General features: G+C 75.2%; 17 protein-coding genes and 2 riboswitches. Of the genes, 13 read left to right on the top strand and 4 right to left on the bottom strand.

Translation table 11 applies throughout. The features are described from left to right. From AKI01S_RS43345 to AKI01S_RS43315, 7 genes are all read left to right on the top strand, one after another. Positions 1 to 483 (top strand): DUF881 domain-containing protein (locus tag AKI01S_RS43345; RefSeq protein WP_157420564.1); only part of this gene is annotated, 483 nt, incomplete at its 5' end. Positions 484 to 505: 22 nt separating this feature from the next. Continuing rightward, positions 506 to 838: a small basic family protein gene (locus AKI01S_RS43340; RefSeq protein ID WP_067831835.1), complete on the top strand. Its 333-nt coding sequence runs from the start codon at positions 506 to 508 to the stop codon at positions 836 to 838. Next, positions 835 to 1608 carry a DUF881 domain-containing protein gene (locus tag AKI01S_RS43335; RefSeq protein ID WP_067831833.1) on the top strand — a complete coding sequence of 258 codons (774 nt, stop codon included), beginning with the start codon at positions 835 to 837 and terminating at the stop codon, positions 1606 to 1608. The genes AKI01S_RS43340 and AKI01S_RS43335 overlap by 4 nt, the downstream gene beginning before the upstream one ends. Positions 1609 to 1894: 286 nt before the next feature. Further along, complete coding sequence (locus tag AKI01S_RS43330) at positions 1895 to 2422, top strand: FHA domain-containing protein (protein ID WP_067831831.1); 528 nt, start codon at positions 1895 to 1897, stop codon at positions 2420 to 2422. A gap of 88 nt (positions 2423 to 2510) precedes the next feature. Beyond that, a complete protein-coding gene (gene ftsR, locus AKI01S_RS43325; RefSeq protein ID WP_067831829.1) occupies positions 2511 to 3305 on the top strand; it encodes a transcriptional regulator FtsR in 795 nt (264 codons plus the stop codon). Positions 3306 to 3447: 142 nt separating this feature from the next. Continuing rightward, complete coding sequence (locus AKI01S_RS43320) at positions 3448 to 3918, top strand: bifunctional nuclease family protein (RefSeq protein ID WP_067831827.1); 471 nt, start codon at positions 3448 to 3450, stop codon at positions 3916 to 3918. A 389-nt stretch (positions 3919 to 4307) separates the two neighbouring features. Further along, the gene (locus AKI01S_RS43315; protein WP_067831825.1) at positions 4308 to 4913 is read left to right on the top strand and encodes a MerR family transcriptional regulator; all 606 of its coding nucleotides are present in this window, start codon (positions 4308 to 4310) and stop codon (positions 4911 to 4913) included. Between the two features lie 52 nt (positions 4914 to 4965). Here the strand turns inward: AKI01S_RS43315 and AKI01S_RS43310 are convergent, their stop codons facing one another. Continuing rightward, the gene (locus AKI01S_RS43310) at positions 4966 to 7464 is read right to left on the bottom strand and encodes a flippase-like domain-containing protein (protein ID WP_067831822.1); all 2499 of its coding nucleotides are present in this window, start codon (positions 7462 to 7464) and stop codon (positions 4966 to 4968) included. A 293-nt stretch (positions 7465 to 7757) separates the two neighbouring features. Next, positions 7758 to 7853: riboswitch (glycine riboswitch) on the top strand. Continuing rightward, positions 7854 to 7966, top strand: a riboswitch (glycine riboswitch). It begins immediately after the preceding riboswitch. Between the two features lie 65 nt (positions 7967 to 8031). Here AKI01S_RS43310 and gcvP point away from each other — a divergent pair. Continuing rightward, the gene (gcvP, locus tag AKI01S_RS43305) at positions 8032 to 10911 is read left to right on the top strand and encodes an aminomethyl-transferring glycine dehydrogenase (RefSeq protein ID WP_067831820.1); all 2880 of its coding nucleotides are present in this window, start codon (positions 8032 to 8034) and stop codon (positions 10909 to 10911) included. Here gcvP and AKI01S_RS43300 read toward each other — a convergent pair. Continuing rightward, on the bottom strand, positions 10854 to 11846 hold the full coding sequence (locus tag AKI01S_RS43300) for an AraC family transcriptional regulator (RefSeq protein ID WP_084000814.1): 993 nt from the start codon (positions 11844 to 11846) through the stop codon (positions 10854 to 10856). The two genes, gcvP and AKI01S_RS43300, sit on opposite strands and share 58 nt — an antisense overlap. A 133-nt stretch (positions 11847 to 11979) precedes the next feature. On the opposite strand from AKI01S_RS43300, the gene AKI01S_RS43295 reads away from it, so the two are divergent. Both AKI01S_RS43295 and AKI01S_RS43290 read left to right on the top strand, forming a co-directional pair. Further along, on the top strand, positions 11980 to 12918 hold the full coding sequence (locus AKI01S_RS43295) for an NADP-dependent oxidoreductase (protein ID WP_218010045.1): 939 nt from the start codon (positions 11980 to 11982) through the stop codon (positions 12916 to 12918). A 271-nt stretch (positions 12919 to 13189) separates the two neighbouring features. Continuing rightward, positions 13190 to 14350, top strand: a complete 1161-nt coding sequence (locus AKI01S_RS43290) for a tetratricopeptide repeat protein (RefSeq protein WP_084000813.1) — start codon at positions 13190 to 13192, stop codon at positions 14348 to 14350. Positions 14351 to 14415: 65 nt separating this feature from the next. Here AKI01S_RS43290 and AKI01S_RS43285 read toward each other — a convergent pair whose 3' ends face one another. Next, on the bottom strand, positions 14416 to 14844 hold the full coding sequence (locus tag AKI01S_RS43285) for a PPOX class F420-dependent oxidoreductase (protein WP_067831817.1): 429 nt from the start codon (positions 14842 to 14844) through the stop codon (positions 14416 to 14418). 44 nt (positions 14845 to 14888) lie between these two features. On the opposite strand from AKI01S_RS43285, the gene AKI01S_RS43280 reads away from it, so the two are divergent. Then, complete coding sequence (locus tag AKI01S_RS43280; RefSeq protein WP_067831815.1) at positions 14889 to 15515, top strand: alpha/beta hydrolase family protein; 627 nt, start codon at positions 14889 to 14891, stop codon at positions 15513 to 15515. 204 nt (positions 15516 to 15719) lie between these two features. Here the strand turns inward: AKI01S_RS43280 and AKI01S_RS43275 are convergent, their stop codons facing one another. Continuing rightward, positions 15720 to 15920 (bottom strand): DUF5999 family protein, encoded by a 201-nt coding sequence (locus AKI01S_RS43275; protein WP_067831813.1) that lies wholly within the window; start codon positions 15918 to 15920, stop codon positions 15720 to 15722. Positions 15921 to 16305: 385 nt separating this feature from the next. Here AKI01S_RS43275 and AKI01S_RS43270 point away from each other — a divergent pair, with 385 nt between their 5' ends. Together AKI01S_RS43270 and AKI01S_RS43265 are read left to right on the top strand one after the other, a co-directional pair. After that, positions 16306 to 17043 carry a (Fe-S)-binding protein gene (locus AKI01S_RS43270; protein WP_067831812.1) on the top strand — a complete coding sequence of 246 codons (738 nt, stop codon included), beginning with the start codon at positions 16306 to 16308 and terminating at the stop codon, positions 17041 to 17043. Further along, positions 17040 to 18442: lactate utilization protein B (locus AKI01S_RS43265; RefSeq protein WP_067831810.1), on the top strand; the 1403-nt coding region annotated here is incomplete at its 3' end. The genes AKI01S_RS43270 and AKI01S_RS43265, both read left to right, overlap by 4 nt.

Genomic DNA, 18442 nt, shown 5'->3' with positions numbered 1-18442 from the left:
GCGGCCGCCGCGCCCGCCTCGGGGCCCGCGCTGGTGGTCGTGCTGGACGACGCCCCCCGCTCCGGCGGCGACGGCCGCGCCCGGGGCCGGGCCGACGAGGGCCGGGTCTATGATCAGGACCTCCAGGTCCTGGTGAACGGCCTGTGGGCGGCCGGGGCCACCGCGATCGCGATCAACGGGCAGCGGCTCACCCCGACCACCGCCGTGCGCACCGCGGGTGAGGCGATCCTCGTCGACTACCGGCCGCTGAGCGGCCCCTACGAGGTGACGGCCCTCGGCGACCCGGACCGGCTGGAACGGGCGCTGCGCGGCTCGCCCGCCGACCGCCGCCTGCGCGCCCTCGCCGACCGGTTCCGGATGCGCTACGAGTGGCGGCGCTCGGCCGCCGCGCGGCTCCCGGCGGGGAGCGCGCTGCGCCTGCGGCACGCCCGGCCGCTGCGCGAACGGGAGGAGCCGGACCGGGAACGGCGGGGGAGACCATGACCGGGGGGAAGGAGATCCGAGGGTGATCGCACTGATCGGCCTGGTGGTCGGGGTGGCGCTGGGGCTGCTGCTGGAGCCCACCGTGCCGCTGTGGCTGCAGCCCTACCTGCCGATCGCCATCGTGGCGGCGCTGGACGCCATGTTCGGCGGCGTCCGCGCCCGGCTGGAGGGGATCTTCGACGAGAAGGTGTTCGTCGTGTCGTTCCTCAGCAACACCATCATCGCCGCCCTGATCGTCTTCCTGGGCGACCAGCTCGGCGTCGGCTCCCAGCTGTCCACCGGCGTCGTGGTCGTCCTCGGCGTCCGGATCTTCTCCAACGCGGCGGCCATCCGGCGGAAGCTGTTCGGCGCATGAGCGACCGGGAGAAGGACGAGGGGCCCGACGAGAAGCTCGACGAGAGGCTCGACGAGGGGCCCGACGGGAGTCCCGCCGGGAGGGCGTCCGGGAACGGCCTGGCGGGCCTGGTGGACCTGCTGCGCCCCCGCACCACCTGGGGGCAGCTCGTGGGCGGCCTGCTGTGCCTGGTGGTCGGCTTCGCGGTGGTCGCCCAGGTGCAGACCACCCAGCACGACACCACGTTCGCCACCGCCCGCCAGGACGAGCTGGTCGGCATCCTGTCGGATCTGTCACAGCGCTCCGAGCGGCTGCGCGGCGACCTGCGCGACCTGGAGGGCGTCCGGGCGGGCCTGGAACGCGACGTGCAGGGCGAGACGGCCCTGGAGGAGGCCCGCCGCCGGGCGGCCACCTACGGCCTGCTGGCGGGGACCCTGCCCGCCGAGGGACCCGGCATCGAGGTGCGGATCGACGACCCCCGAGGGACGGTGCGGTCGGTCCACCTGCTGGACGCCCTGCAGGAGCTGCGCGACGCCGGGGCCGAGGTCGTGCAGGTCAACGACGTGCGCGCGGGCGCCGGCACCTACTTCCTGGACTGGTCCGGCGGCATCGAGGCCGACGGCCGCCGGTTGCAGGCGCCCTACCGGTTCCTGGCCATCGGCGACGCGCACACCATGACCACCGCCCTCAACATCCCCGGCGGCGTCGTGCGCACCCTGCAGGCCGCCGGGGCCACCGTGACGATCACCCCGAGTGCCCGTGTCGCCGTGCGCGCGGTACGGTCGGGGTGACGGATCGCGGGGGCCGGTCACGGGGGCTTGTCCGCGCGGCGGCGTAGACCTGCGATCATTGTCGAATGTAGCTTGGGAGGCGGCCGGCTCTCCGCCATGGTTGACCCCTCGGGCACTACCCGCGTAAGTTGCGGCGACCGTCGTGTCACAAGGCGGCGTGAGCCGGACCGAGGCCGGGGGGCGGGTCCCCGGCGTGGGTTGGTAGAAGGATGCGCGTGGCGCGGGCGGCTCCCCGGACCGGGGCGGCCGTGGGCGCCGCGCCGATCGTAGGAGGCCGAGCCGATCTATGCCGAGCGTCTACTGCACGCAGTGCGGTCACGCCAACCCGGATGATGCCCGCTTCTGCTCCAATTGCGGCACACCGCTGGCGCGGGGCGCCTCGCCCTACCGGGAGTCGCCGGGCGAGTCCACCTCCACCATCTCCATCGGCGGGTTCGAGGCCCTGGACAACGACCAGGGCGAACCGGAGGCCGCCGGCCCCGAGCAGGTCGCCGTGGAGGCCCTGCCGCCGGGCACGGCGCTGCTGGTGGTGAAGCGCGGCCCCAACGCGGGCAGCCGCTTCCTGCTGGACAAGGACCGCACCTCCGCCGGACGGCACCCCGAGAGCGACATCTTCCTGGACGACGTCACCGTCTCCCGGCGCCACGCCGAGTTCTCCCGCCACGGCGGCACGTTCTCGGTGCGCGACGTCGGCAGCCTCAACGGCACCTACGTCAACCGGCAGCGGATCGACCAGGCGGGGCTGTCGGGCGGCGACGAGGTGCAGATCGGCAAGTTCCGCCTGGTCTTCCTGACCAACCCGCAGCACGGCTGACCGGTCCGTCCGGCGCGTCCGCCAGGTGGGCGCGCCGGACCGGCAGGCGGGCACACCACCGGACGAACGCGGCGACGAGGGGAGGGGCATGACGGCACAGCCGGCCCGCGCCCTGATGACGATCGGGGACGTCCTGGGGCTGCTCCGGGAGGACTTCCCGGACGTCACCATCTCCAAGATCCGCTTCCTGGAGGCGGAGGGACTGGTCACGCCCCAGCGCAGCCCCGCGGGCTACCGCAAGTTCTCCGACGCCGACGTCGAGCGGCTGCGGTTCGTGCTGACCGCCCAGCGCGACCACTACCTGCCCCTGCGGGTGATCCGCCAGCGCCTGGAGGCCCTGGACCGCGGCGAGCCGATGCCGCCGCCGGACGCGCGCCCCGCCGACGGCCGCCCCGACGGCCGTGCCGACGGCGGGAACGGCGCCGCCGCGCCGCGGAGCGCCGGGGACCCCCGTTCCGGGGAGGGGCGCGGCCCGCGCACCCTGGTCGCCGCCGACGCCGCCGCCCCCGGCCCGCAGGTCCGCCTGACCCGCCGCCAGCTGCTCGACGGCGCCGGGATCGACGAGGCGCTGCTGGCCCAGCTGGAGGAGTACGGGCTGATCGGCCGCAACGGCACGCACTACGACGGCGAGGCGCTGACGGTCGCCCGGACCGCCGCCGCGCTGGGGGAGTTCGGGTTCGAGGCCCGGCACCTGCGCGCCGTCAAGGCCGCCGCCGACCGGCAGGTCGGCCTGATCGAGCAGGTCGTCGCGCCGCAGCTGCGCCGGCGCAGCCCCGGCGCGCACGAGCAGGCCGCCGACACCGCCCGGCGCATCGCCGACCTGGCCGTACGGCTGCACGCGGCCCTGGTCGCCACCGGTCTGCGGGAAAGCCTCGACCCCTGATCATGGGCCGGGCAAAGGATTTTGCCACCCCGCCGACCGGACGCGGCGACGGTCACCGGGTGTACGTTGGCTACAGGGGTCGGTCAGGCGACGATCCGGGCCACGTGGTGATCGAGACTTCGAGGACCAGCAGGGAGCCGCTGTGAAGCAGATGGAGGTCGTCGGCGTCCGGGTCGAGATGCCCTCCAACCAGCCGATCGTCCTGTTGAAGGAGAGCGACGGGGACCGCTACCTGCCCATCTGGATCGGGGCGGTGGAGGCCACCGCGATCGCCTTCGCCCAGCAGGGGGTGCTGCCGGCGCGGCCGCTCACCCACGATCTGTTCCGGGACGTCCTGGACGCCCTGAGCGTCCAGTTGCGCACGGTGAACATCACCGCGCTGCGCGAGGGCATCTTCTTCGCCGATCTGGTGTTCTCCAACGGGGTCGAGGTCAGCGCCCGCCCGTCGGACTCGATCGCGCTGGCGCTGCGCACCGGCGCCACGATCTTCGCCAGCGAGGACGTGCTGGAGGAGGCCGGGGTCGCGATCCCCGACGAGCAGGAGGACGAGGTGGAGAAGTTCCGCGAGTTCCTCAACACCATCACCCCCGAGGACTTCGGCCGCGCGGGCTGAGCCGCCCGCCGCCACACGGCCGATCCAGGGCCGATCCGAGCCCGCCCCCGGGCGGCGTGCCCGTGATATCCCGGGGACGCTCCGTGGCGCGCCGCAGCTCCCGTTGCCGCCCTCCTGTGCCGTTCTGCACGTTTATGCCCTTGGACGAGTGTTCTTGCATCGCGGCGATCGAGCCGTTTCCGCCCCGGGCGTAACGGGGTAGGAGTTCCAGGAGAGCGAAGGTGTGCAGTTTGCCCACGTGAAGCCGGTTCATCCGGGCATGCGACGCGCCGACGACGAACGTTGACCACACCCTGACCGGCACCTACCGTGCTGGTGGAACACCCGTGGTGCAATTCGTCAAACCCCCTTGACGGAACACAACGGGCTGATAGAAGCCGGAGGTCCGCGTGGCGGTGAGCAGCGGCGAGGGCAAGGCGACCCCCGACAGGCATGTGGCGTCGCAGCGCGCCGGAGAGCAGGGCCTGCTCTTCGAGACGCAGGTGTCGGCGCCGCCGGAGGACGTCGGCTACCGGGGCCCCACGGCGTGCGCCGCGGCGGGCATCACCTACCGCCAGCTCGACTACTGGGCCCGCACGGGCCTGGTGACGCCCAGCGTCCGGCCCGCGCACGGGTCGGGCAGCCAGCGCCTGTACAGCTTCCGCGACATCCTGGTGCTCAAGGTCGTCAAACGGCTGCTGGACACCGGGGTCTCGCTCCAGCAGATCCGCACGGCCGTGACGCACCTGCGTGACCGCGGCGTGCAGGACCTGGCCCGCATCACGCTGATGAGCGACGGCGTGAGCGTGTACGAGTGCACCTCCGCCGACGAGGTCGTCGATCTGGTGCAGGGCGGTCAGGGCGTGTTCGGGATCGCTCTGGGACGGGTGTGGCAGGAGGTGGAGGGCACCCTGGCCGAGCTTCCGGCCGAACGCGCCGAGCCCGACGCCATGGGCCCTACCGGACACCCCCACGACGAACTGGCCCACCGGCGCCGGGCACGTAGGACCGGCTGAGCCCTGCCCGGAACCGGCCTCCGCCGGGGCCCGGCCGACCCGGCCGACCCGGTCAGATCGCCTTCTTCCGCTGGAGGTAGGTGAAGGCGCCCCAGCCCGGCAGGACCGGCAGCCAGAACGTCAGCAGCCGGAACAGCAGCACCGCCGAGGCGGCCGTCTCGGCGGGCAGTCCCGAGATCGTCAGCGCCAGCGCCAGCGACGCCTCCACGGCCCCCAGGCCGCCCGGGGTGGGCGCGGCCGACCCGACCGCGTTGGCGGTCAGGAACACCACCGCCACGGCCGTCCAGGGCAGCTCCCCGCCGAACGCGCGGATCGAGGCGTCCAGGCACACCACGAACCCGATGGTCAGCAGGATCGTGCCGCCGAACCCGGTGAGCATCTTGCCCGGCGACTGCAGCACGTCCACCAGGCGCGGCACCACCCCGGAGAACATGTCGCGCAGCCGCCCGGCCACCAGCCGCCGCACGCGGGGGACGGCCAGGGCCACGCTGGCGAGCACGGCGAGGGCCAGCAGCGCGATGACGACCGTGCGGGACGGGGCCAGGTCGCGGGTGGCGTTGGCGGCCGACCCGGTCAGGAACCCGAACATGATCAGTAGCAGGATGTGGATGACCATCCCGGCCAGCTGGGAGGCGCCGACGCTGGCGACCGCCGGGCCCGGCCGGACCCCGGAGCGCTGGAGGTAGCGGGTGTTGAGCGCCACGCCGGTGACGGCGGCCGGGGCCACCAGCTTCACGAACGACGCGGCGAGCTGCACCAGCACCGTGCGCCACAGCGACAGGCGTTCGGGCACGAAGCCCATCACCATCCACGCCGCCGCCGGGTACGTCGCGGCCGCCGCCGCCAGGCCGACCAGCGCCCACCACCAGTTGGCGGTGGCCAGCAGGTGGGGCAGGTCCACGCTGCCGAGCTGCGGCACGACGATGTAGGCGGCGGCGGTCAGCGCGACGATGCTGAAGATCGTCCGGGGGCGGAACCGCTCCAGCCGGATCGGCGGGGCCTCGCTCTCGGGCTCCAGCCGCAGGATCTGCTCGCGGATGCGGGTCAGCAGCTCCTTGTCGTGCCGCACGGCGCTGCGGGTGCCCCGCGACAGCGCGACCCGCTGGAGCAGCGGCACGGCCGAGGCCAGGGCCTTCTCTCCCAGCACGCCCGAGGCGGTGCGCACGGCCCGCTCCGGGCCGACCCGCAGCGCCAGGGTGGTCAGCAGCTGCGCCAGGTCCAGCCGCAGCAGCAGGTCACCGGCGGCGATCTCGCCCGCGCCCAGCTCCACCAGGTGGGGGCGGCCCTCGTCGTCGACGAGGATCGCGTCGCCCTCCAGCCGCCGGTGCGCCAGCCGCGCCGCCTGCAACCGCCGGAACTGCCGCCACACGTCGGTCAGCAGCGCGTCGGTGAGCTCCTCGTCGGGGACGTCGTCCAGCCGCCGCCCGGGGATGTGCGCGTAGGCCAGCAGCGCCGCCTCGGTGCCGACCTCCGCCGTGGCGACCAGCCGGGGCGTGCGGACCCCCGAGGCGGTCACGGCGTAGGACATCAGGGACTCCTGCTCCAGGGAGCGGCGCAGCGACCGCAGCGCCCGCCGGGGCGCGCCGCTGCGCAGCCGCGCCAGCCGCCACAGCCGGTAGGGCAGCCCGGCGGTCTGCAGGTCCCGGTCCAGGACGTGGACCCGCAGCTGCCACTCGCCGCACGGCAGGGCCGGGCCGGTGGCGTCGGCGGGGGAGGTGTCGGCGGGGGAGTCGTCGGGGTCGCGCGCGACGGCGACCAGGTAGCAGCGGGGCTCGTCGGCGGGGGCCGGGACCCGCTCGGCGCGCGCCGGCCGCAGCCCCAGGCGGTCCAGCGCGCCCAGCACGGCGGCGCCGGGCGGGCGGGTGTTGGGGGCGCCGACCGCGTACAGGGTGCCGTGGCCGATGGCGCGGCCGAGGAAGTAGGTGGCGGTCAGCGCCGCGACCGAGGCGTAGGCGGCGGTCAGGCCGGTCAGCGCCGCCAGCCCGATCATCAGCCAGGCGGCGGTCTGCCAGCGGGTCCGCCCGGCCATCCCGACCGCCGTCACGAACGCGATCACCGGGGTGATGTCGGTGTGCAGCGGGGCGGTGCCGGTGCCGCCCCAGATCAGCGAGTCCAGCACGCCGCCGGGCGCGGCCGGGATCTCCCAGCCGTCCAGCAGCACCGTCAGCGCGAACGCGATCGTGGCGGCCAGCAGCGCGACCGCGACGCGCTGGCCGTCGCGGTGCAGCAGCCGTTCCACCGCGAACGCCACCGGCACCGCCAGCACGCCGAAGCTGGAGGCCAGGGTCGCCAGCGCCAGCAGGGCGTGCGGGGCGTGCGCGGTGCCCTCGGTGATGTCGGTCTGGATCCCGCGCGTGGTCTGCTGGGCGAACGACACCAGCAGGATCACCGCCGCCAGGCCCAGCAGGGAGGCGGCGAAGCGGAACGCGTCGCCGGGGCGGCGCAGCCGGTTGGGGCGGGCGGGCTCGTCGACGGTCACGGCCGCCGTGGCCGCCGTGCCGGGGTCGGACCGCGTCGCCCGCTCGGTCCTCTCGTCGTGGGTCTGCGTCACCGCGCACCGCCGTCCGGACAGGTCACCGTGATCAGCGTCGCAGAACGGAGGCGGCCCCGTCGAGGGCGGTTCGCGTCGACCTGACCGTGCGCATGCTCCAAACCCAGCCCCCATGCCCTTCCGCCTCGCGGCCCCGCCCCTGGCCACAGCCGGTCCCCGTCTTCCTGAGCTGTGCATATCGTACTTGCGGGGCCTCCGCGGGCGACTCCGGGTCGGGAGAGCGCGGCACGCGGGCCTCCCGGATAGATCGCGGGGGCGATCCGTTGGATAGAGTTCACTCCAAGGACAGCCGTCGACCCTGTGCGGGAGAGATCCCACGCGGCCAGCGTGGGGCGCCGAAGGGGCAACCCTCCCCGGAACCTCTCAGGCAAAAGGACCGCTCGGGCGAGGCACCTCTGGAAAGCAGGCGTGACTTCCCCCGGCGGGGGAGGGGCGGCTCACCGAAGGGGAAACCCCGCTCCGGCGGGTGAAGCTCTCAGGTGCCCATGACAGAGGGGGAGACCGGCCACCGGCCCGGCCAGGGCCGTTGGCGGCTCTGAGCGACCCCAGCAGCCAGGAGGCTCCCCAATGACCGCCCAGTACTTCGCCCCGGTGGCATCGCCGCAGCAGGCCCGGGAGCAGTTCGCCGACCGGCACATCGGGCCGTCCCCCGACGACCAGGCCCGGATGCTGGCCGCGATCGGCTACGCCTCCGCCGAGGCGCTCGTGGACGACGCCGTCCCGGCCGCCATCCGCACCGACCGGCCGCTGGAGCTGCCGCCGGCGCTGAGCGAGCCGGCCGCCCTGGCCCGGCTGCGCGAGCTGGCCGCCAGGAACAAGGTGTACACCTCCATGATCGGCCTGGGCTACCACGGCACGATCACCCCGGGCGTCATCCTGCGCAACGTCCTGGAGAACCCGGGCTGGTACACCGCCTACACGCCCTACCAGCCGGAGATCTCGCAGGGCCGCCTGGAGGCCCTGCTGAACTTCCAGACCGTGGTGGCCGACCTGACCGGCCTGCCGGTCGCCAACGCCTCCATGCTCGACGAGGGCACCGCCGCCGCCGAGGCGATGACCCTCGCCCACCGGGTGTCGCGGCGCAAGGAGCCCGGCGCGTTCCTGGTCGACGCCGACGCCCTGCCGCAGACGATCGAGGTCGTGCGCACCCGCGCCGTCCCGCTGGGCATCGAGGTCGTCACCGCCGACCTGTCCGGCGGCCTGCCCGAGGGCGACTTCTTCGGCGTGCTGCTTCAGTACCCCGGCGCGTCCGGCGCGGTCCGCGACCTGGAGCCGGTCGCCGCGCAGGCCCACGAGCGGGGCGCGCAGGTCGTCGTCGCCGCCGACCTGCTGGCGCTGACGCTGCTGCGCCCGCCGGGCGAGTTCGGCGCCGACATCGTCGTCGGCTCCTCCCAGCGGTTCGGCGTCCCCTACGGTTTCGGCGGCCCGCACGCCGGTTACATGGCCGTCCGCGAGGGCATCCAGCGCCAGCTTCCCGGCCGCCTGGTCGGCGTGTCGGTCGACGCCGACGGTGCCACCGCCTACCGCCTGGCCCTGCAGACCCGCGAGCAGCACATCCGCCGCGAGAAGGCCACCAGCAACATCTGCACCGCCCAGGTGCTGCTGGCCGTCATGGCGAGCATGTACGCCGTCTACCACGGCCCCGAGGGCCTGGCCGCCATCGCCCAGCGCACCCACGCCCGCGCCGCCGAACTGGCCGCCGCGCTGCGCGCCGGGGGCGTGGAGGTCGTGCACGGCTCGTTCTTCGACACCGTGCTGGCCCGCGTGCCCGGCCGCGCCGACGAGGTCGTGCGGGCCGCCCTGGAGCGCGGCGTCAACCTGCGGCGGCAGGACGCCGACCACGTCGCGGTCGCCTGCGACGAGACCACGCTGCCCGAGCACGTCACCGCCGTGCTGGCCGCGTTCGGGATCGAGAGCGCCGGGACCGCCGAGGTCGCGCAGGCGTTCCCCGAGGCGCTGCGCCGCCAGAGCCCGTACCTGAGCCACCCGGTGTTCCACCAGCACCGTTCCGAGACCGCGATGCTGCGGTACCTGCGCCGGCTCCAGGACAAGGACATCGCGCTGGACCGGTCGATGATCCCGCTGGGCTCCTGCACGATGAAGCTGAACGCCACCACGGAGATGGAGCCCGTCACCTGGCCGGAGTTCGCGAACATCCACCCGTTCGCGCCGATCGACCAGGTCCAGGGGTACGTCGAGCTGATCGAGGAGCTGGAGTCGGCGCTGGCCGAGATCACCGGCTACGCCAAGGTGTCGGTCCAGCCGAACGCCGGCTCCCAGGGCGAGCTGGCCGGCCTGCTGGCGATCCGCGGCTACCACGCCTCGCGCGGCGAGGGGCACCGGAACATCTGCCTGATCCCGTCGTCGGCGCACGGCACCAACGCCGCCAGCGCCGTGATGGCCGGGATGAAGGTCGTGGTCGTCAAGTGCGACGACCACGGCAACATCGACATCGCCGACCTGCACGCCAAGATCGGCAAGCACGGCGCCGACCTCGCCGCGATCATGGTGACGTACCCGTCCACGCACGGCGTGTTCGAGGAGACCATCACCGAGGTCTGCGAGGCCGTGCACGCCGCGGGCGGCCAGGTCTACGTCGACGGCGCCAACCTCAACGCCCTGGTCGGCCTGGCCCGGCCCGGCGAGTTCGGCTCCGACGTGTCGCACCTGAACCTGCACAAGACCTTCTGCATCCCGCACGGCGGCGGCGGCCCCGGCGTCGGCCCGGTCGGTGTGCGCGAGCACCTGGTGCCGTTCCTGCCCAACCACCCGCTGCGGCCGGAGGCCGGCCCGCGCGACACCGGCGTCGGCCCGATCTCGGCGGCCCCGTGGGGCTCGGCGGGCATCCTGCCGATCTCCTGGGCCTACATCGCGATGATGGGCCCCGACGGCCTGCGCGCCGCCACCGAGGGCGCGATCATCGGCGCCAACTACCTGGCGGCCAAGCTCGCCCCGCACTACCCGATCCTCTACACCGGCCGCAACGGCCTGGTCGCGCACGAGTGCATCGCCGACCTCCGCAAGATCACCAAGGAGACGGGGATCACCGCCGAGGACGTCGCCAAGCGGCTGATCGACTACGGCTTCCACGCGCCGACCCTGTCGTTCCCGGTCGCGGGCACCCTGATGATCGAGCCGACCGAGTCGGAGGACCTGGCCGAGCTGGACCGGTTCGTCGACGCCATGGTCGAGATCCGCCGGGAGATCCAGCGGGTCGCCGACGGCTCCTACGACCGCGAGGACAACCCGCTGAAGCACGCCCCGCACACCGCGGCGGCCCTGCTGGACGAGGACTGGAAGCACGCCTACTCCCGGCAGGAGGCGGCCTACCCGCTGCCGTCGCTGCGGGAGGGCAAGTACTGGCCGCCGGTGCGGCGGATCGACCAGGCCTACGGCGACCGCAACCTGGTGTGCTCCTGCCCGCCGCCGGAGGCGTTCGAGGACTGAGCCTCCAGGGGGGCCCGCGACGTCCTGCGGTAACGCCCCGGCGCGACCCCGAACTCGCGTTTGAAGGCGTTGGCGAAGGCGAACTCCGACCCGTACCCGACCCGCTCGGCCACCCGGCCGAGCGGGTCGTCGCCTTCCTCCAGCAGCCGCGCCGCCGTGGTCATCCGCCACCAGGTCAGGTACGCCAGCGGCGGGCGGCCGACCAGCGCGGTGAAGCGGCGCGCGAACGCCGCCCGCGACATCCCCGCCACCGCGCCCAGCCCGGCGATCGTCCAGGACCGGGCCGGGTCCCGGTGCAGCGCGTCCAGCGCGGCCGTCACGCCCCGGTCCGCCAGCGCCGCCGCCCACCCCGACACCGGGACGCGCGTGGGCCGGTCGGCGAACCAGGCCCGCAGGATGTACAGCAGCAGCGTGTCCAGCAGCGCGGGCACGACCGCGTCGACGCCGGGGCGCGGGTCGGTCAGCTCGGCGCCCAGCAGCTCCACGGCGGCGCGGACCCGGGTGTGCCGCCCGGCCCGGGCGGGCAGGTGCACGATCTCCGGCAGGTCCAGCAGCAGCGGATGGGCGCGGCGCGGGTCGAGCCGGTAGGCCCCGCACAGCGTCACGGCGGCCGGCTCGCCCGGCCCGTCGGGGGGAGCGGCGTAGCGGGGGAGGGCGTCGTCGGGCAGGCACGCCCGCGCGGTCAGCGGGGTGTCGGGGGAGTCGGCCAGGGCGTGCGCCCCGCCGTGCGGGAAGAACACCACGTCCCCGGCCCCGAGCGCGACCGGCGGGCCGTTCTCGGGCCGCAGCCAGCACGAGCCCTGCAGCACCACCTGGAACCCCGCCGCGCCGGGGACCTCCCCGAACCGCTGCCCGAAGGGCGCGTGCCAGGCGACGCGCGCCGACCGCGGTTCCCCCGTGCGCATCACCGCGACCACGTCGCTGAGCACGTCCACGCCCGCACTCTAACGCCGTGTGCCCCGGTGAGACGGGCGCGTAGGAAAACGAGACGGGACGGCATGGAACGTCCGGAAGGTCCGTTCCTAGGCTGGAACCAGGCAAAAGATCTACTTTGTAAAGGACCCGGCCATGACGACTGAACCCACCATGAACGCCGCGCTCGTGCCCGCGTTCGGCGACCCGTCCGTGATCACCTACACCCGCGTGCCCCGCCCGGTCCCGGGCCCGGGCCGGGTGCTGGTCCGCGTCGCGGCGACCTCCTACAACCCCTCCGACGTCGGCCTGCGGTCCGGCGCGCTGCGCGGGATCCTGCCCGTCGAACCCCCGTTCGTGCTCGGTACGGACGTCTCCGGGACGGTCGCCGCGACCGGGCCGGGCGTGACGGCGTTCGCGCCCGGCGACCGCGTGGTCGGACGCCTGGACGGCGGCGGCGCGGCGGCCGAGTACGCCGTCGCCGCCGAGACGGAGCTGACGGCCGCGCCCGCCGCCGTCCCGCTCGCCGTGGCCGCCGCGCTGCCGGTCGCCGGGCACACCGCCTGGCAGGCCTTGTTCGAGCACGCCGCCGTCGGGCCGGGCGACCGGGTGCTGGTCGGCGGCGCGGGCGGGGGAGTGGGCCGGTTCGCCGTCCAGCTCGCCCGGCACGCCGGGGCGCACGTGATCGCCACCGCGAGCGGGCGCAGCGCGGCGGCGGTGCGCCGCCTGGGCGCCCACGAGATCGTCGACTACACCCGCACCCCGCTGGCCGAGGCCGTCGGAGAACCCGTGGACCTGGCCCTGCACCTGGTGCCCTCGACCGAGGCCGGGACCGCGCTCGCCGCCCTGGTCCGCCCCGGCGGCTCGCTGGTCTCGGCGACCGGCCCGGTGCCGGTGGCCGACCCTTCGGTGCGCGCCGTCCATTTCGTCGCGCGCAACGACACCGCGCAGCTCGCCGCGCTGGTCGGGCTCGTGGACGCCGGGGCGGTGCGGGTGGAGGCGGCGGCGCGTCCGCTGCGCGAGCTGGCCGACGTGCACCGGGCGGGGGAGGCGGGCGAGATCGCGGGCAAGGTCGTTCTGACCCCCGTTGGATGATCTTGGTGGGGATGTGTGTGTCGGCACGGGACGCGGGGCGGCCGGGTCGCTAGGCTGGGTTCCCAAGCCCTGGCCCACGGCGCTCGCCCGGCGGCTCGCGCCTCACCAGGTCTTGGCGAGCGCGACATCGCTTCGCGGTCTGACCTGAGGGCCCTCTCCTCCGGCTGCGGGCCCGCGGGTCGGGTGGCGCGCTCGCGTGCGTGGCCGGGGCCCGCCGTGAGACAGGCCCCAGGCTCGGAGCGGACCCCGACCCCCAGAGGGCAGCAGAGCGATGAGCAGCAAGCCTGACGCGACCGCGTCCGACGACCCGTCCCACGACCCGACCCTCGAACACTCCCTCGAACAGTCCCGGGACCCGTCCCTGCTGTGCGAGCGGGCCCGGCGGCTGGCCGAGGACGGCGAGGCCGCCCGCGCCGCCCGCCTGTTCGAACAGGTGCTCGCCCTCGGCGACACCCCCCACCGCGCGCAGGCCGCCCTGGGGCTGGCGGTCGTGCTGGACGACTCCGGCGACGTCGCCGGGGCCCGCGAGGCGGACCGGACCGCCATCGCCACCGGGGACCCCGAGTACGGGCCGCGCGCCGCCTACCACCTGGCCCTCACCCACGAACGCGCCGGGGAGCGCGAGCAGGCCGAGCCCGCCTGGCGGGTCGTGGTCGACTTCGGCAACCCCGCCTACCTGCCGCCCGCCCACCTGGCGCTGGCGCGGCTGGCCGACGACTCCGGCGACTTCGAGGCCGCGCGCGGCCACTGGGAGAAGGCGGTGGAGACCGGCGACCCCGAGTACGGCCCGCTGGCCGCCCACGACCTGGCGCAGCGGCTGCTGGAGCGCGGCGAGCCCGCCCGCGCCCAGCGGGTCCTGACCGCCGGGCTGCGGCTGATCGACCGCGACGGCTCGCCGTACGCCTACTCGCGGCTGGCGGTCGCGCTCGGCATCGCCTACCTGGACCAGGCGATCGGCGCGTTCGGGGCCGCGCTCGGCGACGCCGACGAGCCCGCCGACCCCGAGGTCGGCCCGCTGGCCACCGAGCTGCTGGCGCGGACCCTGCCGCTGCGCGGTCGGGACGCCGAGGCGCGCGAGGCCTGGCGGCGCGGCCTGGCCGACCCGGGCGTGGCCGGGCAGGTCCGCGCGCGGCTGCGCCGCGACTTCGGCGAGGAGGCCGGCGACGGCGAGGAGACCGACCCGGCCGACCTGTGGTGGGAGCCGGTCGTGGAGCAGTCGGTGGCCGACGGGTCGCTGCCCGCGCTGGCCCAGGAGGCGTTCGGCGCGCTGGACCACATGTACGCGCTGCTGGCCGTCCGGTACGCGCGCGGCGGCGCCGACGAGGCGATCGGCGAGGCGGTGGCGGTGCCCGGCGGCTACGCCTGGGGGCCGCTGCTGCACGAGAGCTTCGCCGAGCGGCTGCGGCTGGCGATGGGCACGCCCGACGCCTGACCGCGCGGGCGCGCCGACCGGTTCCGGTGCCGTGGTTCCAGTGCCGCGGTTCCGGTGCCGCGGCTCTAGTGCGTGACGCCGCGTTCGGCGATCACGTTGGTGATCCGCACCCGCACCAGGTACTCGCCGGGCACCGCGTTGCGCCGACCGAACTCCTCGGCCCGGCCGGTGCCCATGTACCGGCCGCCGAGGGCGGTCGCCCAGCGCAGCGTCTCGTCCGGGTCCTCCGTCAGCGCCGCCTCACCCTCGATCATCACGTAGGAGTAGGGCGGCGTCTGGTCGTCCACGCACAGCGACACGCGCGGGTCGCGCTTGAGGGCGTTGGCCTTGACGCCCTTGCCGTAGGTGGTGAACAGCAGGTCGTCGCCGTCCAGCACGAACCAGATCGGCGTCACGTGCGGGCGGCCGTCCTTGCGCGTCACCGCGAGCTTGCCCGTGCGGGTGCCCTCCGACACGAACGCCCGCCACTCCCCGTCGGTCATCCTCTGTCCCATGCCGCTCACCCTGCCAGATCCCGTTCGCCGCTACGGTGGGCGGCATGCTTGAGATCGCGACGGCGCACGGCCCGGCCGACGTCACCCTGGACGGGCCGGACGACCCGGCGTTCCTGCTGGTCCTGACGCACGGGTCGAACGGGGGCGTGGACGCTCCGGACCTGCTGGCCGTCCGCGAGGTCGCGCTCGGCCTGGGCGGGGCGGTGGCGCGGGTGCTCCAGCCGTTCCGCCGGGCGGGCCGCCGCGCGCCCGGCTCGGCCGCCCGGCAGGACGAGGCGTGGCTGGAGATCATCGGGGTGCTGCGGGAGCGGTTCGGGGACGTGCCGCTGGTGCAGGGCGGGCGCAGCAACGGGGCGCGCGTGGCGTGCCGGACGGCCCGCGCGGCGGGCGCGGTGGGGGTGGTGGCGCTGGCGTTCCCCCTGCACCCGCCGGGCAGGCCGGACAAGTCGCGGGCGGGAGAGCTGCGGGAGGCGGGCGTGGAGGTGCTGGTCGTCAACGGCGACCGCGACCCGTTCGGCGTGCCGGACCCGGCCGACGCGGCGCACGTGGCGGTGCTGCCGGGCGAACGCCACGAACTGGCCAGGGACCCGGCGGCGGTCGGCGCGGCGGCCGGGCCGTGGCTGCGCCGCTGGGCGGACGTACGGGACGGCGCGGCGGCCGGACGCCCCTGACGCGTTCCCCGTCCAGGAAAGACGAAGGCCCGGCCGATCGGGCCGGGCTGGTGGTGAAAGGTCGGGACGGTCGTCCGGTGCGGTGTCCTCCGGACCCGGGGCGGGTCCGGAGGGTCAGGGCGGATGGGGCGCCCCCGAGGAAGATCACCCGTTCTGACTAGTCCTCCGCGCGTCCGGGGCCGGGGCCCCGGAGCCGAGGTCCGGTCAGGCCGCCGTGGCCCGAAGGTCGGTCGGCCGGTGCGGTGCGACCACTACCCCGTCGGGCAGCAGCTCACCGGTGTCCTCGAAGAGCACGACGCCGTTGCACAGGAGACTCCACCCCTGTTCGGGGTGGCTGGCGACCGTCCGCGCGGCGTCGCGGTCGGGTCCGTCGGGTGAGGGGCAGGGCGGCTGGTGACGGCACATCGGCGTGCCTCCGGTCTCAACTACTGGTGGGTGGTGTTGTCTTTATTGACGCATCTCAGTGTGGAACGGTTCGCGTCCTTGCGGCCATAGCCCGTCAGGACGGTTGTCCTGTGGTACCGGAGTACCAGTGGGCTGTGACGTGTCTCACCCTGAGGTGTCGCAGCATAGCGTGCCTTGATCTGCATAACGGTCCAAGAACGACACGCCGTCTGATCCGCAAACATTTCCCACCGTTCTCCCCATAACGGTTTGGGGATGGCCCCGGCCGCGCGGTGACGGCCCGCTCCGGCCACCACCGGTCGCCCGCTTCCCCGGGCCCGCCGCCCCTCCGCCGCCTACGATGGCGCCTGGATCGGGGGCGACGCGAGGGGGAGGTGAGGGCGCGGTGCGGGTGGCGCTCTTCGTCGCGTGCTTCAACGACGCGCTGTTCCCCGGCACGGGACGGGCGGTGACGCGGCTGCTGGAGCGGCTGGGCCACGAGGTGGTCTTCCCGCCCGCCCAGTCCTGCTGCGGCCAGGTGCACTGGACCACCGGCTACCACCGGGAGGCCGCCGACCTGGCGCGCGGGTTCGTCCGGGCGTTCGGGGACGCGCCGGCCGGCGGGGCCGTGGTGACGCCGTCGGCGTCGTGCGCGGCGACCGTCCGCGAGTCCTACCCCCGGATCGCCCGGGCGGCCGGGGACGCCGGACTCGCCCGCGCCGCCGCGGACCTGGCGGTGTACGAGCTGTCGGAGTTCCTGGTGGACGTGCTGGGCGTCACCGACGTGGGCGCGCACTTCCCGCACCGGGTCGCCTACCACCCGACCTGCCACTCGCTGCGGCCCGGCGGCGCGGGCGACCGGCCGCTGCGGCTGCTGCGCGCGGTGCGGGGCCTGGAGCTGGTGGACCTGCCGGAGGCGGGGGAGTGCTGCGGGTTCGGCGGCGCGTTCGCCATGAAGAACGCCGACGTGTCGGTGGCCATGGTCGCCGACAAGATCCGCCACGTCCGCGCCACCGCCGCCGACGTGGTGTGCGCGGTCGACAACTCCTGCCTGGCCCACCTCGGCGGGGCGCTGTCGCGGCTGCGCGCCGGGGTCCGCACCGCCCACCTGGCCGAGATCCTGGCCGGGACGGGGCCCGCGTGACCGCCTCCTCCGAAGGGCGGACCCCCTCCTCCCCGGGAACGGTCCCCGCGCGGCCCGCCCGGCCGAGGTTCGCCGACGCCGCCCGCGCTCCCCTGAACGACACCCGGCTGCGGCGGGGCCTGCGCGGCGCGGCCGACGCCGCCCGCGAACACCGTTCGCGCGCCGTGGCGGAGCTGCCCGACTGGGAGGAGCTGCGCGAGGCCGGGCGGGCCATCCGGGACGGCGCCCTGCTCAACCTGGACACCCATCTGGAGGAGCTGGAACGTGCCGTCACCGAGGCGGGCGGCACCGTCCACTGGGCCGCCGACGCCGCCGCGGCCCGCCGCGTCGTGACGGGCCTGGTGCGCGCGACCGGCGAGACCGGGGTCCTGCGGGCCCGGTCGGCGGCCCTCCACGAGATCGGCCTGGACGACGCCCTCGCCGCGGCCGGGATCACCGTCCACCGGACCGCGCTGGCCGAGCTGGTCGCCCGGCTCGCCGGGGAGCCGCCCGCCGACACCGTCCACCGCGGCCGCGCCGAGCTGCGCGACCTGTTCCTGCGCGCGATGCCGGGCGTCCCGCCCGATCTGTCCGACGACCCCGGCTCCCTGGCCGCGGCGGTCCGCGCCCACCTGCGCGACCGGTTCCTGACCGCCCGGGTCGCGGTCTGCGGCGCAAACTTCCTGGTCGCCGAGACCGGCACGCCGGTGGTGCTGGAGTCCGAGGGCAACGCCCGCATGTGCCTGACCCTGCCCGACACCCTCGTCTGCGTCGCCGGGATCGACAAGACCGTGCCGACCTGGCAGGACCTGGAGGTCCTGCTGCAACTGCTGCCGCGCGCGGCCGGCGCGCGGATGACCCCGGCCGTCTCGACCTGGACCGGCGTCACCCCCGGCGACGGCCCCCGCGCCTTCCACCTGGTGCTGCTCGACAACGGCCGCACCGCCGCCCTCGCCGACGAGGTCGGCCGCTCGGCGCTGCGCTGCGTCCAGTGCTCGGCCTGCCGGAGCGTCTGCCCCGTCTACGAACGCGTCGGCGACGCCCCCTACGGATCGCCCTACACCGGCCCGATCGGCGCGATCCTCACCCCGCAGCTGCGCGGCGTGGCCGGAGCGGCGACCGCGTCGCTGCCGTTCGCCTCCACCCTGTGCGGGAGGTGCGCCGACGTCTGCCCCGTCAAGATCGACATCCCGGAGGTGCTGGTCCACCTGCGCGGCCGGGTCGTCGAGGCGCGCCGCCACCGGCCCGTCCCCACCCCGGAGCTGGCGATGATGCGGGCGGTGGCCTGGGCGATGGGCGACCGCCGCCGCTACGAGACCGCGCTGCGGCGCGGCGCCCGGTGGGCGCGGCTGCTGGCGCGCGGCGGCCGGATCCGGCGGCTGCCCGGCCTGCTGGGCCGGTGGACCGAGGCCCGCGACCT

This window comes from Actinomadura kijaniata NBRC 14229 (assembly GCF_001552175.1).
Classification (GTDB): domain Bacteria; phylum Actinomycetota; class Actinomycetes; order Streptosporangiales; family Streptosporangiaceae; genus Spirillospora; species Spirillospora kijaniata.
Note: the sequence above shows the minus strand (reverse complement) of the source record. Positions and strands in the feature narration are given on the sequence as shown.

What these genes read in the sequence shown, in the direction of transcription:
- AKI01S_RS43285 (WP_067831817.1), bottom strand. Translation starts at nt 14,844, where the DNA reads ATGGGACAGAGGATGACCGACGGGGAGTGGCGGGCGTTCGTGTCGGAG.
- AKI01S_RS43290 (WP_084000813.1), top strand. Translation starts at nt 13,190, where the DNA reads ATGAGCAGCAAGCCTGACGCGACCGCGTCCGACGACCCGTCCCACGAC.
- ftsR (WP_067831829.1), top strand. Translation starts at nt 2,511, where the DNA reads ATGACGGCACAGCCGGCCCGCGCCCTGATGACGATCGGGGACGTCCTG.
- AKI01S_RS43295 (WP_218010045.1), top strand. Translation starts at nt 11,980, where the DNA reads ATGACGACTGAACCCACCATGAACGCCGCGCTCGTGCCCGCGTTCGGC.
- gcvP (WP_067831820.1), top strand. Translation starts at nt 8,032, where the DNA reads ATGACCGCCCAGTACTTCGCCCCGGTGGCATCGCCGCAGCAGGCCCGG.
- AKI01S_RS43335 (WP_067831833.1), top strand. Translation starts at nt 835, where the DNA reads ATGAGCGACCGGGAGAAGGACGAGGGGCCCGACGAGAAGCTCGACGAG.
- AKI01S_RS43330 (WP_067831831.1), top strand. Translation starts at nt 1,895, where the DNA reads ATGCCGAGCGTCTACTGCACGCAGTGCGGTCACGCCAACCCGGATGAT.
- AKI01S_RS43275 (WP_067831813.1), bottom strand. Translation starts at nt 15,920, where the DNA reads ATGTGCCGTCACCAGCCGCCCTGCCCCTCACCCGACGGACCCGACCGC.
- AKI01S_RS43280 (WP_067831815.1), top strand. Translation starts at nt 14,889, where the DNA reads ATGCTTGAGATCGCGACGGCGCACGGCCCGGCCGACGTCACCCTGGAC.